The organism is Saccharibacillus sp. O23 (genome assembly GCF_002205895.1).
Taxonomy (GTDB): domain Bacteria; phylum Bacillota; class Bacilli; order Paenibacillales; family Paenibacillaceae; genus Saccharibacillus.
The window spans coordinates 53,540-69,791 of record NZ_NJDE01000014.1 but is presented as its reverse complement, the minus strand read 5'-3'; the positions used below and the strand labels follow the sequence as shown (position 1 = coordinate 69,791).

Sequence of the window (16,252 nt, the reverse complement as noted above, 5' to 3'; positions counted from 1 at the left end):
GTTGGTAAGATATCGAGACGGCAAAAATGTATGACGATCGCTTTTGTTCTTTTGCAGCTCGAAAAGCCGCCGGGCCGAGGCTTTCGCGGCGATGCCGGGCGACGGAGCTGCGCCCTGACGGGATCTCAGAGCTTTTTCTCCAACCGCACAAGCGATTTGATGCTCGACGCGTGCGGGCCGAGCTTGCGCGCGCATACGCGCAGCGTGGATGCGTATTCCCCCGATACGCTGAACATCAGATGCGCGAACCGGCGCGTCAGCTCCAGTTCCCGATCGGCCGCCGCGAACAGCGCGAAAGCGCCGCCGAACAACGAGACATTCGGATCGACATGTACGGCGCGAATCGCCAGCAGCGTCGATCCGAGCTTCTGAACGCCGAGCCAGCCCGCGACGCGGCCGCCGATCTTCAGCATGACGCCGAGTTCGTCGTCCAGCACGCGTTCTTCGTCGAACGGATGCTGCTCCGGCGGCAGCGCGGCCGCCAATCGTTCGATCTCGCGTCGTTCTTCTTCCGCCGCAGGCAGCAGCGGTTCGAGCTTCGCGCGCGGCGGCAGCTTCAAGCGCTTCATCCACGGCGCTTCGGCCAGACTAGCCGAACGGATCACGTAATCGCGTTGGAGCAGCGTCTCCGCGTCGTACCCGCGCCTGCTCAGAAACTCGTATTCGGGGGAAGGCACGCCGAGCCTCAGCGTCAGCGTGACGCGGCAGGATAAGCAGCCGGCTTCCGCCAAAAGGCGTTCCGCTTCTTCCAGCAGCCGACTTCCCACGCCGCGATTGCGGAATAGCTCGGGCGTATGCAGCACGCTGATGCTGCCCGCCCGGCTGCGCGGATGCGCCATCACGATCGCGGCGCCGGCGAACAAGCCGTTCAATTCGGCGGCCAAAGCGGTCGCGCCGGGCGGCAAAGGATTTTGCAGACCGGGCAGATACTGCCGGAACTGCCCGGCTTCCGTCGGAAGCGGCTTGATGATGATCATGTTGTCCCTCCTGATTGGCGATCCGCAGATCGTTTTCCGTATCGAATCGAAAACACGGGTTCTGCCAAACAAACGGCTGCAGACCGGAATATCCGGATCTGCGCGGAACGGACGAAACCTATTCGGAAAGCAAAAATTAGACGAAACGGCTGACGCGGGAGCAGAGAAGCAGGCCCGGCGGAAAAACGAAAATCGGGCCTTTCGGCAGCCGCTTTTTCGGAGCGGATCATGAGGAACGGCAAAACGTGCGGCATGCAAAAACGACGGCTGTATGTACGGACTCTTGATCCTGATTTTCCCTCGTTGTGATATCCATCATAGACAAAATTTCGACAAATGCAATAGAGATTCGACGTGTTCGACAAAAAGAAATTTAGTAAGGGAATGTAAGGAAAATCTAAACGTTTAACCGGCGCTGCGAAAAGCTTTTCCGGCGAACGGATGCCAAAACGACGTCAAAATACGGATTTTTCTTTCCGAACGGTAATCAGCGCGAAACCGATCGATCCGGTTCGCGGCGGTCCGTCCGCGAAAGGCTTCCCGCGAGCCGATTCAGGCTGCGGCGGATGTCGAAATCTGCTGCCGGTCGGTCCGAACGGTCTTGGAACGACCTCCCCATGACGGCAAAAAGGACAGGCGCATGATCCATGCTTCCCGTCCTCCGTAAGTCTGCTTGATCTTTTCTCCTGCTGCCCGGTCATAAACGCGAACCGGCCGTAGTAGGCAGCACCAACCGAAACGAGCTGCCCTGACCCGGCACGCTGTCCAGTTCGATCGTGCCGCCGTGCGCTTCGGCGATCGCCAGCGAGATCGCGAGGCCCAACCCCGCGCCGCCGCTGCGGCGCGAACGCGATTCGTCGCTGCGGTAGAAACGTTCGAATACTTTCTGCCGAAGCTCGGGCGGAATGCCGGGACCGTTATCTTGGACTTCGAGAATGCACCGTCCGTCCTCGGCGGACAAATTCAACGCGATCCGTCCGGCTTGCGCATCCGTATGCTGCACGGCGTTGCCGAACAGGTTCAGCACGATCTGCTTGAGTTTGTCGGCGTCTCCGGAGACCTCGGCCGATTCGCCGGCTTCGAGATTCAGCGCCACTTCGCGTTCGCCCGCCAACATGCGCAGATGGTCTTCCAGCTCCGCCAGCAAGGCCGCCGGACGGATCGGCGTCAGATGCAGTTCCGGACCGCCGTCGAGCTTGACGAGCGACAGCAGATCCTCCACCAGCTTCGTCATGCGCTGCGACTCGCCGTGCATGCTGCGCAGCGCGCCGCGAAGCTGCTCTTCGCTGATGCGGCTGCCGCGCAGCAGCACTTCCAGAAAGCCGCGAATCGACGTCAGCGGCGTCCGAAGTTCGTGCGAAGCGTCCGCGATGAAGCGGCGCATCCGCTCCTGCGATTCCCGCTCGGCGGCGAACGCTTCTTCCAGCCGCTCCAGCATTCCGTTGAACGACGACGCCAGACGGTCGATCTCCGCCTGTCCCTGCTGCGCCGCAAAGCGCTCGCCGAGCCGGCCGGCATCGATCTCCGCGACCGTCCCGACCATGCGGGACAGCGGCGACAGCGACCGGCGCAGCACCGGCCGGTACAAGGCCAGTCCGCCGGCCAGCGCCAGCGCCGCCAGCGCGCCGAAGATCGCCAGCTGCCGCCACAGAATGGCGGTCAGCGGCCCGGTCGGGCTGCCGATCTGAAGCATCGGCAGCCCTTCGGCGGCCAAGCCGCCGATCGGACGGAGCACCAGCAGCTGCTCCGTCCCGTTCGCGTCCGCCGCCAGCACGTAGCGGACGCGCCCTCCCGGCTGCGCCGCTTCGCCGCGCAGCTCGCCGTACCGCGCCGGCGTCAGCACCGGCGCGGGAACGCCGTATTCGGCGTTCAGGTCGATCGCCGCGCCGTCGGCGCCGATCTCGGCCAGCGACAAGCCGTTGAACAGGAACGCCCTGCGTTTCGCGGCGTTCCCGGCTCCCGCGTCGCCCGGCTGCCGAGCGCCGCCGCCAGAACCGCTCGAATCCGAACTTGCCGAAGCCGGGCCGCCGGAAGCGGGCGGCGCAGGCGCCGGCGTCGACGTCCCGTCGTCGACGGCGCCGAACGCGCTCGCGAAGTCGTCCTCGACGTTCGCCGCATTTTTTCCCGCTTGGTCCGGCTCCGAGCCGCCTGCTTCCCCGCTCGCGCCGTTCGAACTTACGCTGCCGCTTGCCGCAGCCGCCTCCCGCAGGAATTTCATCTCGATAGGCGGAATCGAACGAAACTGCGCTTCCAGCGTCTCCGCCTGATTTTGGTATAGGAAGCCTCGCATCAAGAAATATTGAAAAGCCCCGATCAGCAGCAGCAGCGCCGCCAGCACGAACAACGAACGCGACAGCAGCTGTCCGTACAGCGTTTTGCTTCCTTTGGCCCCGATCTCCCGAAGCCGCTTCACGACAGGTCCATCCGATACCCGGCGCCGCGCAGCGTGCGGATCAGCCGATGTTCTTTATCGCCGAGTTTTTCGCGCAGGGAACGGATATAGACTTCGACGATATTTTCTTCGCCGCCGAATTGATACCCCCATACGCTGTCGAGAATCTTCATTTTGCTCAACACGATGCCGTGGTTCAGCACGAGGAACTTCAGCAGCTCGTACTCGGTCGGCGACAGCGCCAGCGCTTCTCCCCGATACAAGATCTCGCCGCGCCGCTCGTCGATCCGGAAAGGCCCGAGTTCCACGCCTCCGAGCAGATTCGGAAACTGATTCCGCAGCCGCGCCTGAATCCGGGCCAGCAGTTCTTCGAAACTGAACGGCTTGACCACGTAATCGTCGGCGCCCAGCGTCAGCCCCGCCACCCGATCGTCGACCGCGTCTTTGGCGCTGAGCATGATGACGGCCGTGTTCGCTCCGCTTTCTTTTAATCTTCGGCAGACGTCGAATCCGTTCATCTCCGGCATCATGATGTCCAAGATGACGATATGCGGCCGGAACGTCTCCGCTTCCCGCAGCGCCTCCATGCCGTTCTCCGCCGTGCGAACTTCGTATCCTTCGCCCGCCAACCCCAATTCCAGAAATTGCAGAATATGCGGCTCGTCGTCCGCCAGCAGAATCTTGATCCCTTTTTCCCCTGCCATAGCCATCTCCTCCGCTTCTTGTCTGATCTATTTTATCGTTCGCCGCATGCCAATTCAAAGTCTTTCAGCAAACATTCAGTTGAGCCTCAGGATGATTTCAGGAAGATCGGGCACAATGGGACTCAACAAGGCCGGCAGCCGGGATTCCGCGCCGTTAAGGCTTTTAACCTTTTGCAAGGAGTGATTGGATTTCATGAAATCCCAAGCCAAACTTCGCCCGGATTTCTGGCTGCTGGCTGCGGCGTTGATCGCCCTGTTCCTCAACGGCTGGAACATCTGGAGCGAGAAATACGGCAATACGTATTACACCGTCGCGGTCGCCAGCATGTTGGAGAGTTTTCACAATTTCTTCTATGCTTCGCTCGACTCGGCCGGTTCGGTCACCGTCGATAAGCCGCCGGTGGCGTTCTGGATTCAGACGATCAGCGCTTGGCTGTTCGGCCTGCACGGTTGGAGCGTCATTCTGCCCCAGACTCTGGCCGGCGTCGGTTCCGTGTTCCTGATCTATCTGCTGATCAAACCGACTTTCGGAGTCTGGTCCGCCCGCATCGCCGCTTTCGCGATGGCGTTCACGCCCGTCGCCGTTGCCGTCAGCCGCACGAACAACATCGACAGTCTGCTGGTGTTCACGCTGCTGCTGGCAAGTTGGCTGCTGTTCCGGGCGGTAAACCGAGGCGGAATCTGGAGCCTGCTCGGCGCGTTCGCCGTCATCGGCATCGGCTTCAACATGAAGATGCTTCAAGCGTACATGGTGCTGCCGGCTTTCTATCTCTTCTATCTATTGGCGGCCAAATACGGGTGGAAAAAGAAGCTCCTCTCGCTGGTCGCCGCGACGGTCGTCGTCGCCGCCGTGTCCGTCTCTTGGGCGGTCGTCGTCGATTCGGTTCCGGCAAGCGAACGTCCGTTTATCGGCAGCAGCGGCACCAACTCCGTATTGAACCTTGCGTTCGGCTATAACGGGGTCGCCCGTCTGACCGGGGAACGCAGCACCGGAGCGCCGGGCGGATCGGGCATGCCGGGCTTCGGCGGATTCGGGAACGGCGCGAACGGTGCGAACGGCAGCGAACAACCGCCGTTCGGAGACGGTGCTCGCTACGCCGCAAACGGAACGAACGGCGCAAACGGGCCGACGGCCGCCGCTCCGGGCGGAACCGGCGGCGGATTCGGCGCGACGAATCCTTTCGGCGAAGCGAACGCTCCCGGAACGGACGGCGGATTCGGCGGTCAAGGCATGCCGGATGGCGGGAACGCCAATTTCGGCGGCCAAAACGGCGGATTCCCGGGCGGCGGAGGCGGCATGTTCAACACCGGCGAGGCCGGCCCGCTGCGTTTGTTCCAATCCGAACTGTCCGGGCAAGCCAGTTGGCTCATTCCGCTCGGTCTAATCGGCGCGTTCGCTATTCTTTCCACTTGGCGCAGAAAAAATTTCACGGACAAGCATAAAGCGATCATTTTCTGGCTGGCTTGGCTGGTTCCGGTTGCGGGCTTCTTCAGCATCGCCGGCTTCTTCCACCAATATTATCTGATCATGCTGGCTCCGCCCGTATCCGCGTTGGCCGCAGCGGCGATTACCGAACTCTGGGACGCTTACCGCAGCCGCAGCGGCTTCCGGACATGGCTGCTGCCGATCGCGGTGCTGCTGACGGCCGGGTTCGGCTGGTTCATCCTTCATCCTTACGACGACACGATCGGCCGTTTCTGGTCCGCAGCGGTGCTCGCGGTCGGAATCGTTTCGGCCGGATTGCTGGTTCTCTTCAGGCAAGGAGAACGTTCCGCGCTGCGCCGAGCTTCGCTGATCGCCGCTATGGCGGCCATGTTCGTCGGTCCCGTCTACTGGTCGCTGACTCCGATCGTCTACGGACAGAATTCGCAGCTTCCGGCCGCCGGTCCGGACGGCGCAAACTCCGCTTTCGGCGGACGCGGCGGCTTTCCCGGCGGCGCCGGCTTCGACGGCGGATTCCCGGGCGGCGGCATGCCTGGCGGCAATGCGGGCGGCTCCGACCGTTCGGAAGCTTCCGGAGACACAAACGGCGCGAATACAGCGACAAACGGCGATTTCTCGAATGCCGAGCCGACCCTGCCGAGCGGCGCAGGCCGAGGTACGGGAGGCTTCGGCGGCATGAACGAATCCGCTTCGGCTAATCAGACCCTGCTTACCTATCTCCGGGAACACAATACCGGCGAAGAGTATCTGATGGCGGTTACCAACTATACGACGGCCGCCCCTTACATGATCGACGAAGGCGAGAGCCTCGTGATCTTGAACGGTTTTAATGCTTCCGACCAGGTCTATACGCCGCAGACGCTCGAAGCGCTCGTCCGAAGCGGCAAAGTGAAATACTTCCTGCTCGGCGGCGGCATGGGCGGCGGCGGCCGCGAAGGCAGCTCCGACGTCACGAACTGGATCAAAAAGAACGGGACCGAGATTCCGGCTTCCGAATGGCAAGGCGACGCGTCGACGAATGCCGGGAACGCTTTTTCCAACGATAACCAAACGCTGTACGAAGTGACGCTGCCCGCGCAATAAGCGGGTACCTTATCAACACTAAAAGTAGGAATACGTTACCCTGAATCGCACTAGAAGCGTGTGCGTTTCAGTGAAACGTAAACCTGTGATTAAGAGTTGAAAGGGTACTAGCTCCGTTTCATTTTACGAGGAGGCGAAAACGATGACCCGAATTTCCGTGATCATCCCTATGTACAACGAAGAAGCGGTGATTGCCGAGACGTACCGTCGACTGACGGACGTCATGCGGCGCACCGGAGACGCTTACGAACTGATCTTCGTCAACGACGGAGGCGTCGACCGCTCCCCGGCGATCATCCGCGAATTGTCCGCTCAAGACGAATCCGTCAAGCTGATCGATTTCTCACGCAACTTCGGTCACCAGATCGCCGTTACGGCCGGGATGGATTATGCGTCCGGCGACGCGGTAATCATCATCGACGCGGATCTGCAAGATCCTCCGCATCTGATTCTGGACATGCTGGACAAATGGCGGGAAGGCTACGACGTCGTCTATGCGCAGCGTATCAAACGAAACGGCGAAACGCTGTTCAAAAAATGGTCCGCCGCTCTCTTTTACCGGATTCTGCGCGCTTCGACCGATGTGCCGATCCCTGTCGATACCGGCGATTTCCGCCTGATCGACCGCAAAGTCTGCGACGAGATGAACCGGCTCGGCGAACGGAATCCTTTTGTCCGCGGACTCGTCAGTTGGACCGGATTCCGCCAGACTTCCATCGAATACGAACGTGACGAACGGCTGGCCGGCGAGACCAAATATCCGCTGAAAAAGATGATCAAACTGTGCTTGGACGGCCTGACCTCTTTCTCCCACAAGCCGCTGAAAATGGCGGGCTACGCAGGCGGCGTCATGTCGGCGATCGGCTTCCTCTATATGCTGTACGTGCTCGGAATGGCGTTGTTTACGGACAGCACGATTAGAGGCTGGGCTTCGACGATCTGCCTAATGCTGATCTTCAACGGATTCACGCTGATCATGCTCGGCGTGATCGGGGAATATATCGGCCGCATCTACGACGAAGTTAAAGGCCGCCCGCTGTATATCGTGCGCGAGACGCTGAACATGCAGCATGTTCCGGCGCGGCAGAACGCGGCCGATCGCGGCCGGGCAGCCGTTTATCGGCCGGGCAGCGCTTCGGCAAGATTCGCCGACGAACAAGCGGCTGCGTATGCGGAACAACACGATGCGGAGCGCGAAAACCGCGAAAAAGAATCGGGTCATGTTCAAGATGCTCCTTTCTCGCCGAACCCCGTTCGTTCTCCGTTGTCCGTTTCTTCTGCTGCCGCGCTTAGAAACGAACCGCTTCGGGAGCAGACTCCTTATTCGGCCAACAGCAGCGTCGCGCCGCGTCCCGCGGTCCATCACTCGCTCGGAAAGGAGCACGGCCCGAGATGAACAAGATTCGCAAAGCCGTCATTCCCGCAGCAGGGCTAGGCACGCGGTTCCTGCCCGCGACCAAAGCGCAGCCGAAAGAAATGCTCCCGATCGTGGATAAACCCGCGATTCAATATATCGTCGAAGAAGCGGTCGCGGCAGGAATCGAAAGCATCATCATCGTAACGGGACGCAACAAGAAATCGATCGAAGACCACTTCGACAAATCCGTGGAACTCGAACAGCAGCTCGAAGCCAAAGGCAAGCTGGATCTGCTCGAAAACGTACGGGCGATCGGCTCGATGGCGAGCATCCATTATATTCGTCAACGCGAACCGCTCGGTCTGGGCCATGCGATTTTGTGCGCCAAGCAGTTTATCGGAGACGAACCGTTCGCCGTGCTGCTCGGCGACGATATCATGGTCTCCGATCCGCCTGCTCTGAAGCAGATGACGCATTTGTACGAACAGAACGAGCGTCAGATCGTCGGCGTGCAGCCGGTCCCGTATTCGGAAGTGAATAAATACGGGATTCTCGTGCCCGGCTTCGTCGACGGCCGAGTGCATACGGCGGCCGGACTGATCGAAAAGCCGACGCCGCAGAACGCGCCGTCCAATATGGCGGTCATGGGCCGCTACATTCTCGATTCTTCGATCTTCGACGTCCTCGAATCGATCGCTCCGGGCGCGGGAGGCGAATATCAACTCACCGATGCGCTGCACGCCGTCTGCGCGGACGGCGGACTGCTCGCACTGGAACTCGAAGGCGCGCGCTACGATATCGGCGACAAGTTCGGCTATATGAAAGCCATCCTGGAGATCGGCCTTCGGCGCAGCGAACTGTCTCCGATGCTGCTCGATTACCTGCATGAACTGATCTCGCGGCCGGAGTATGCCAGACCGCAGCCGGCGGAGATTCTCCGCAAGATGTCGGGCGATTAAGCGTTTGCGGGTTCAGCCCGCCGATGAACAGAGAATTCTTGTTCATCGGCGGGCTTTTCATATGGTCTTGCCGCCGCCGAAAGTGCGAACCCCAAGCTCCCATGAAATTCCCGGGAGGTTCGCGCCCCGCGCTGCACAAAGGATTAGACGTTTTCAGTTGCGTTTTCGTCCGGTTTTCGATAGGCTGATTTTGAGGTTCGCACTTTTGGGGCCGTCAGGCCTCGCCCCGTAAGGGTTGGAAGTGGGAGCAGTCGCACCCCGTGCGGGTGCGTGGATTGAAACAGGGAAGCGTACCAGTTTTGTTGCTGCTGCTGCATGGTCGCACCCCGTGCGGGTGCGTGGATTGAAACAACAACTGCCACTAAGAAAGCAACAGCCAAACTAACCAGCCTCGGCACATAGTGCCGAGGCTGGTTAGTTCTCGTTTTCTTTTTTTACCTTTCATAACTCAAGGCCTTATACAAACAATCATAAAAGATCTTCTCGTCCGTATCGTCCGGCAATCCGGCCGTTTGTCCGTCGCCCAATTCCAGTACGATCCACTGGCCGTTTTTTCGTTTGGCGAAGTCAATGGTGAAGAATCGGCTCTCTACGGAAGCGATCACTTCGAGAAATCCGTTCAGGACCTGTTCGAACTCCTGATCTTGTCCGGCGGACCAGTAGTTGGACACATAGACCGGACGGCCGTCCAGAACGAATACGCGCATTTCGCGAGACAGCGGCATACCGCTGCGCTCGTGGATTTCCAGAAACTCCAACTCTGCGAATTCGCGAAATACCAATCCTTCGTTCAAGTCGTCACCCTGCCGCTCCAAAAATAACCGGACGACTTGCTCGACATGATTCCGGTCCGCGGCGTTCGGTATGTAACAAGCTTCCAACCATTCATGTTTGCGCGATTTGACATAGTCTTTCACGATGATCGGGTTCTCGCCGAATGGGCGAACGGCCGTATGAACCGCTTCGAACGATGAATCGATTTCCGCAACCGGCAGCCATACCGAATCCGGCGTGCAAGAGGCGATCTTCGCGTAGGATTCCGGCAAATGGTGGGTATGTTTGTAAGACTGCGGATCGTTGATCAGATGGAGATTGCGCGAATTCAGCGCAGCGTGGAGACGCTCGTAATCTTTCGGCTTCAACATCCAACCCCGATACATCGCTTGAACAGGCTCATCTGTCGCCCGAATCCGCCGTACCGCGCGAGCCGGATCATCATTCAGCAGAAGCTCTTCCAAATTGATCAATCCGACTGCAAACCCCGCGCTTTTGGCCGCTTCGTATTCATTCGCATAACTTTCGTCCGGCGTTCGCTCGTCTAACGGAGAAGCAGGAAATAAGAGGTTCATCATGGTAAGCTCCTTCAATACACTCATTTGAATTCAAGTCTGAGGGCAAGGACTACTTCCAATGATAAGCCAAAATCGTCTAATGCGGAACCTGAGCTTGAAAATCGTCTTTGTACGACTTATCGCCGTTGTAAAACGCGATATCCCCGTCCCGCAGGTTAAACCAATTCCCCCACGAGTCTTTCACGCTGCGCTTGTACCCTTCCAGCGTCCATTGGTTCATGAGCGGCGCGTTCATATACTGCAAATGCGGACGTTTCAGATCCCCACCTCGGATGCTCTCGATATTGAAGTTCAAGATGATATAGCCGTCCCGCAGGAAGATCGGATCGCGTTTGGTGAGTCCTCGGTGCGTTCGTCCGTATTCCGCTAGATTCGTGCCCTGCGCGACGACATACGGATCGACCGGCAGATTGTATTCGCCGTACCATTTCTGCACCGCCGCATTCGCCCGGCTGTAATCGACCGAAGCCGTCAGGTCGGTCTTCGGGCCGATCAACGTTCGCACCTGCTCCGGCAGCAGAAGAAGATCATAGCCGCCGACCGGCGTTTTCAACTTGGTAAAGCGTCGAATATAATCCTGCACGAACATCTCCCGGCTCACGCCGCCGACTTCGGCAAACGTATAATCGTGATCGTATTTGTACCGCGCCGTATCGGTCAGCTCTTCTTCCGGTACGTTGCGCAGACGCTCGTTCAAGATCACGTAACGTTCGGCCGTGTCCTGCTCCGATCCGACTTGAATGAAGCTCCGGTGATCGTCGTGATAATACAGATCGACCGGGGTTTTCGTTTTGCCGTCTTTGCTGACAAAAGTAAAACTCGGCGTGATGCGTATTCCGTCGGTTTTACCGAACATATTGCCTTTGGTCTTGAGATCGAACTTCACGTGATACCCGGTCTTCACCGACACGTTCTTCATTCCTTGCAGCGGGTTGCTGCCGGGCAGAATCGGGAGCGTAAACGGCGAGGCGTTTCCGCGCGGCGCGCCGTCCAAGTCCGACAGTCCCGTCCAGTAGGTATTTCCGGTATGCACCGGACTGCCTTTTTGCTTGCGGAAAACGAGTTCCCAGTTGTAATCGACGATATCCGTCAGGTGGAAATCGTACAGCCGCCCGATCACCTCAACGCCTACCGTATCGGAAGCAACGTGATACGTCAGATCCAAGTTGGCGTCCGGCTGACCGGGCTGCACGTCGGGCGCATTTTCCGCGATGTTGCGAAACTCGACGGTATAGTCGCCTTCGTCCACCCACACCGGCAGGAAGAACGTCGTGTCGAGTCGGCTCACTGGAATATCGATCCACGTCTGCGCCGGATAGAAAGTCGAACGATCAGCCGTATAGGTGTCAAACGGGAATCGAACCTGCTTGGCGCGGAAATATTTCTGATAATCTCGATTGCCATACCCCGGATAATTCGCGTGTTGGCCGCTCGTCGGCATCCGAATCGTAAACGGTCGATCCAAGATGAAAGCCGCTCGACTCGCGTTCGGTGTCGTTTTCTGGTTGTGGGCTTGGTCGTCGGTGGCGGACGAATAATTGACGACTGGCGTATGTACGGTGACGGAGTTGATTCCGCCGATCGGGTAGGTGTCGCCGTCCGACGCTTCGTAATTGGCATCGAGACCGTAGTAAGCGATCGTTCCCATGCTTGGCGCGGCGTACCGATTCGTTTTACTGCTTGGGATCATGTGATTCGGACTGTACAGCACGTCTCGACCGATTGGCGTACCGTTTGGGATCGGCGTCGGTACCGGGGTCTGGGCTTCAACTTCTCGATCATCCATGAGCGTTTGGCCCTTAAAGACGACCTTGTCGTTCTTCCCTTTGATTTTGCCGACCTTTTCTTCCACGTAGCCCTGCGCGGTGTCGACGTCGTTGGTTGGGTTTGGCCTTGTTTTGCCGCCGGTTACAGTTATGGTGCTCGGCGCGATGAACGGTTTGGGCACTTCTGGTGCAGTATACCCGCCGTTCTTCTCTACGATGAGTTCGGGCGGCACATAGCCTTCCGGGTAAATCGTAATCTGTTCGCCTTCAAACGCATAGTTGTTCAACTCCGCACTGTCGATCGCATAAATGCCTAAGTTTTCAACGGTCCAATAGGTGAAATAGCGCTCGGTATGGATGGTGTACACGACGGAGTCCTCTGCGCTTTGCGGGTCAGCTTCGGTGTGCGAACCGGGTGGTGGATCGTTGGCGACCGTTTTACCGGGGTCCCACTTCAGCAGATACTTTTGCGTGACGGGTACGTCATAGATACAGGTGACCTTCTGTTCTTGGAACTTGAACTGATGCAGGTAGTCTTTGGCGAGTACGTTCCCGTATAGACTTTCGGACGTCGGGATGCCTTGGAGTACGTCAAACGGTTCGCGGTCACGCTGATCGGCTTTGATGACCGCGCTTGCCATAGGCGAGAGGTCTTGCCCTTCGATGGTGCGGCCCGTGCGGGTGTCGCAGAAGCCGAAGGTTTCTCCGCCGGTTTTGTATACCCAATAGCGGTCGGGGTATTGGTACGTGACGGATGCGGCGACAAATTTATAGGCGGCGTAATAAAACGCCATGATTTGTGCACTTTTTGGATTCCCGTCATAGGGACGCATGCTTCCATCTGAATTTTTTGTGACATAATAAAGGTATGAACCTTTATCCGAATGCTGCTGTGTGAATACGATGGTGGCATAGTTCAAATCCCGAGTCGGCCCCACTTCGGTTTGGCCGGGCTGCAAGCCCACAAGAAGTTTTTCGAGGGTGATTTGACCCAGTGCGGCTTTACCCTGAATGCCTAATTTCTCATTTTTGACAATTTGATCATAATCGGCTACGACTTTTGCACCATCTTTGAGCAGTTGTTTGTTTCGTTCTTGAACGATTGAGGTTCGGTTATCGAGCATGTACAGAGGAAATAGGACATCTTTGAATTCGGTAACCCCTTTAAAAGCATTGCTGATCGGATACTGAACAGTTAACCGAACAGTTTTACCAGGTGCGGTGGTATACGTATCAGACCATTTCGGATTGTCCGTGACAATAGGTCCTTCATTTGCAGGCTCGGCGGCGGTTGAGGGGATGACATACGCCCAATTATCGCTTTGGCCGGCTTTCCAGCCTTCTTTGATCGTCCGGTTCCACGCGAACCATGAACCATTAGCCCCGTTATCAATCGATTGCACTTCGATTTTGTCGCCGTTGAAGGTTTCCGTTCCAGCATACGTTTGGGCATTGACGTTAATCGTTTTAACCGCTTCGGTGCCTTTATAAAATACGATTTTCTCGATTTTATTTCCGCTACCGGCATCCTCACTGATCGTTGTGGTGGCCGTTGGATTTTTCCCAAACGTAAAGACTTTTTTGTACGGGTTGGGTTTAGGCGCATCCGCACCCGTATACGACACGGTCTTTTTGGATATGGTGATCGCCGCACCCGCATCGACTGCACGAGGTGCTGGAAAAAAAACACCCAGTACGCTGCTTGCAAGAAGCAGCGTACTGAGTCCGACAAGCGTGAATCGGGCATTGCCTTGTCGGGATTGATTCATTACCGTGTGCCTCGCATTCTGAGTAGATCGATTTCCATAAAATGAGCGTGGGATGGGGTTTGGAGCGAGATCGTAATATCACCAAATCCTTGCACGGTTCTGGTTTTCGGGACGATGAATGCGGGTACGTCTCCATCTCTTTCCCGGTAGATGGATGTGGCCCCGTTCAGTTTCCCGTTCATAAAGGCGGTTTCGTCTGGGCTGCGGAATCCACCAAAATGATAGCTGACAAATGGATCGTTCAAGTATTTAGAATGATCTTTGTTGAATATAACCCCGCCTTTCAAGTACAGCACATACGTGTTCTTTTCGTTTTTGATCGGATTTTTTACGTATTCAAGACCGATTTTGTTCCCGTTGTACCAGTTCAGCGTGTTAATATCCCCCAACAACCCCCGATTCGGATCATTCGGATCAGCCATGTCGATCGCCACCAGCGCATCCAGCTTCGCTTGATACAGCCCGTCTTTCGACGTGATCGTCATATTCTTCTCGTTCCACATTTCCTCGATCGACGACAGGCCTTTGTTTTTCCAATCCGAGTCCGGTGTGATAAATTTATCCGGCATCACCGTGAAGATGTTCGTGCCATGCCAGAGAATTTCGGCGGCAGCGGTGGCGTAGCGGTCAGAACTCAGTTTGCCTCCGGCGTTCGCCGTCAGGATACGGTCGATAATCACGACCGATTGCGCGCGCGTCGTCAGACCTTTCGGAGCCACCTGCCCTTTACCGACGCCTTGGATCAGGCCGGATTTGGTCGCGAGGTACATCCATTTGTCGTCTTCTTTCGAAGTCTGGCCGATCGCGCGAGCGGCAACGCGGGCCATTTCTTCGCGCGTCATCGTCTTGTTCCATGCCGCTTCGTTATTGGCAAAGTCCGACGACTCGTACAGCCCTTTCGCGGTCGCCGCGTCGACATACGGCACGTACCACTTGCCCGAGGCATCCTTCACGTCGAGTTTCATCGCCGCGACCGCCATCTTGACGAACTCCGCGCGGCTCACCGATGCGTCGGGTTTGAATGTCCCGTTGGTGTAGCCGTCGACGTAGCCGTTCGCTACAGCCTTCTGTACGGAACCGTACGCCCAATGCGACGTTTTGACGTCCGAGAAGCTGCTGCCGGCCGAAGCCGCTGTCGCGTATTCGCCGACGCTGCTTATACTGCCCAGCGTCAGTACCGCGGCAAGAGCTGCCCCTACCCATTTCAATGTTCTTGTTTTCATCGTGATACGTTCTCCTTTTCCCTTCATTTGGAACTGGATCCTCGCTATCCCATAGCTTATGTAGCCCCACCCTCTATTGTCGCTTGGTTGCATCATTTGGAAAAGACCCATTTTTTATAATTTAGTTACATTCACCGATATGCCTTCCGAACGCAAAAAAGCGGACGTCTCCCTTCTCGTCGAGAAAGGAAAAACGTCCGCGTGCTTCGCGTCGTTGATGATAGGCTGCTTACTGACTTACTGTAAAACGAACGCGTCGAAAAATCAAGAGCTTTTTACCTGTCCGATCGCGTCGCCTTATTCGAATCGCTGAAGCCGGCCGCTTAAGCATTCATCGCCCAATCGATCGCCCGTCCTGCCGCATCGAAATAAACGGTCGGGCTGTAGCCGTCGAACAATTCCCCGTTCGGCTCCGCCATCCACAGTTCGAAATCGCCGTAGTACCCGAACACGATACTGTCCGCTTCGAGCAGTCGGCCGAACGCTTCTTGGTCCAAGGCCTCCCGTTCTTCGTCGCTGCCTTGCAGCCATAGATAGTGCGCTGCCGCCTGCGCGTATTTCTCTATTCGTTCCAATCGCGCGAGCACCGTCGGCAGCATCTCCGACAGTTCCGTGCGATGCTGAGCGTCGCAGCATACGGCCGGAGGCGCGGCTTCGTCTGTACCTTCTGCCGATATTCGCTGCAGCCAATACCCGTCCGATGTCAGGCCGTGCGACCAACATCGGCCTTGTTCGTCTATGTATTCGTCCGCTTCTCTGTCCATCTTGGCCGGCAGTTTCAGGAAGTCGTCTTCCAACTGCGACTCGTAAGCCGGATTGTGCGACGAACGGATCCAGCGAAGCCGATGAAATTGTTCCGGCCGAGCAGACAAGGTTCGTCCATCCGCAGACGTCAGCACGATCGACCCTTCTTCGATCGAAACGGACGATATGCGCCAAGATGCGGGAATCCGGATGATTCGATTGACGCCGCCGCCCTGGCGCGCATGCTCGGCCAAAAATCCGGACTGACGACCGTCTTCGTATTCCGACACCGCAAAACATACGCCTTCCTGCCGCCCGAACAGCACGTTTCTTCGGCGCAGTTCGTCCAGCGATTCTTCTTCCCCCAACGCCGCGCCGCGAAGAAGTTCGCTGTCGGCCGCACGATGTTCCAGATCGATTTGCATCTTGGATTCCCTCCCGTTTTGCGCTTCCGGACTAGACCGACCTTTTTGCGCAAAGTA

At 57.5% G+C, this 16,252-nt stretch carries 9 protein-coding genes and 1 pseudogene; 3 read left to right on the top strand and 7 right to left on the bottom strand.

Annotated elements, in window-relative coordinates:
• Positions 1-125: 125 nt before the first annotated feature.
• The 3 genes from CDO73_RS17435 to CDO73_RS17420 form a co-directional block, all read right to left on the bottom strand.
• Positions 126-977 (bottom strand): GNAT family N-acetyltransferase, encoded by an 852-nt coding sequence (locus CDO73_RS17435; protein WP_088489810.1) that lies wholly within the window; start codon positions 975-977, stop codon positions 126-128.
• Between the two features lie 697 nt (positions 978-1,674).
• Positions 1,675-3,390, bottom strand: coding sequence for a sensor histidine kinase (locus tag CDO73_RS17425; RefSeq protein WP_088489808.1), 1,716 nt, complete (start codon positions 3,388-3,390; stop codon positions 1,675-1,677).
• Positions 3,387-4,073, bottom strand: a complete 687-nt coding sequence (locus tag CDO73_RS17420; RefSeq protein ID WP_088489807.1) for a response regulator transcription factor — start codon at positions 4,071-4,073, stop codon at positions 3,387-3,389. Before CDO73_RS17420 ends, CDO73_RS17425 begins: the two co-directional genes overlap by 4 nt.
• Positions 4,074-4,266: 193 nt before the next feature.
• Here CDO73_RS17420 and CDO73_RS17415 point away from each other — a divergent pair, with 193 nt between their 5' ends.
• The 3 genes and pseudogenes from CDO73_RS17415 (at position 4,267) to galU (ending at position 8,916) form a co-directional block, all read left to right on the top strand.
• On the top strand, positions 4,267-6,600 hold the full coding sequence (locus CDO73_RS17415; protein WP_088489806.1) for a glycosyltransferase family 39 protein: 2,334 nt from the start codon (positions 4,267-4,269) through the stop codon (positions 6,598-6,600).
• 142 nt (positions 6,601-6,742) lie between these two features.
• Positions 6,743-7,732 (top strand): annotated as a pseudogene (locus tag CDO73_RS17410) (glycosyltransferase family 2 protein); the annotation flags it as partial.
• 260 nt (positions 7,733-7,992) lie between these two features.
• Complete coding sequence (gene galU / locus CDO73_RS17405; protein ID WP_088489804.1) at positions 7,993-8,916, top strand: UTP--glucose-1-phosphate uridylyltransferase GalU; 924 nt, start codon at positions 7,993-7,995, stop codon at positions 8,914-8,916.
• A gap of 434 nt (positions 8,917-9,350) precedes the next feature.
• Here galU and CDO73_RS17400 read toward each other — a convergent pair whose 3' ends face one another.
• The 4 genes from CDO73_RS17400 to CDO73_RS17385 form a co-directional block, all read right to left on the bottom strand.
• Complete coding sequence (locus CDO73_RS17400; protein WP_088489803.1) at positions 9,351-10,265, bottom strand: ATP-grasp domain-containing protein; 915 nt, start codon at positions 10,263-10,265, stop codon at positions 9,351-9,353.
• 79 nt (positions 10,266-10,344) lie between these two features.
• Positions 10,345-13,803 carry a DUF5704 domain-containing protein gene (locus CDO73_RS17395; RefSeq protein WP_088489802.1) on the bottom strand — a complete coding sequence of 1,153 codons (3,459 nt, stop codon included), beginning with the start codon at positions 13,801-13,803 and terminating at the stop codon, positions 10,345-10,347.
• Positions 13,803-15,026, bottom strand: a complete 1,224-nt coding sequence (locus CDO73_RS17390; RefSeq protein ID WP_088489801.1) for an S-layer homology domain-containing protein — start codon at positions 15,024-15,026, stop codon at positions 13,803-13,805. The genes CDO73_RS17395 and CDO73_RS17390 overlap by 1 nt, the downstream gene beginning before the upstream one ends.
• Positions 15,027-15,349: 323 nt before the next feature.
• Positions 15,350-16,195, bottom strand: a complete 846-nt coding sequence (locus CDO73_RS17385; RefSeq protein ID WP_088489800.1) for a hypothetical protein — start codon at positions 16,193-16,195, stop codon at positions 15,350-15,352.
• Positions 16,196-16,252 lie beyond the last annotated feature (57 nt).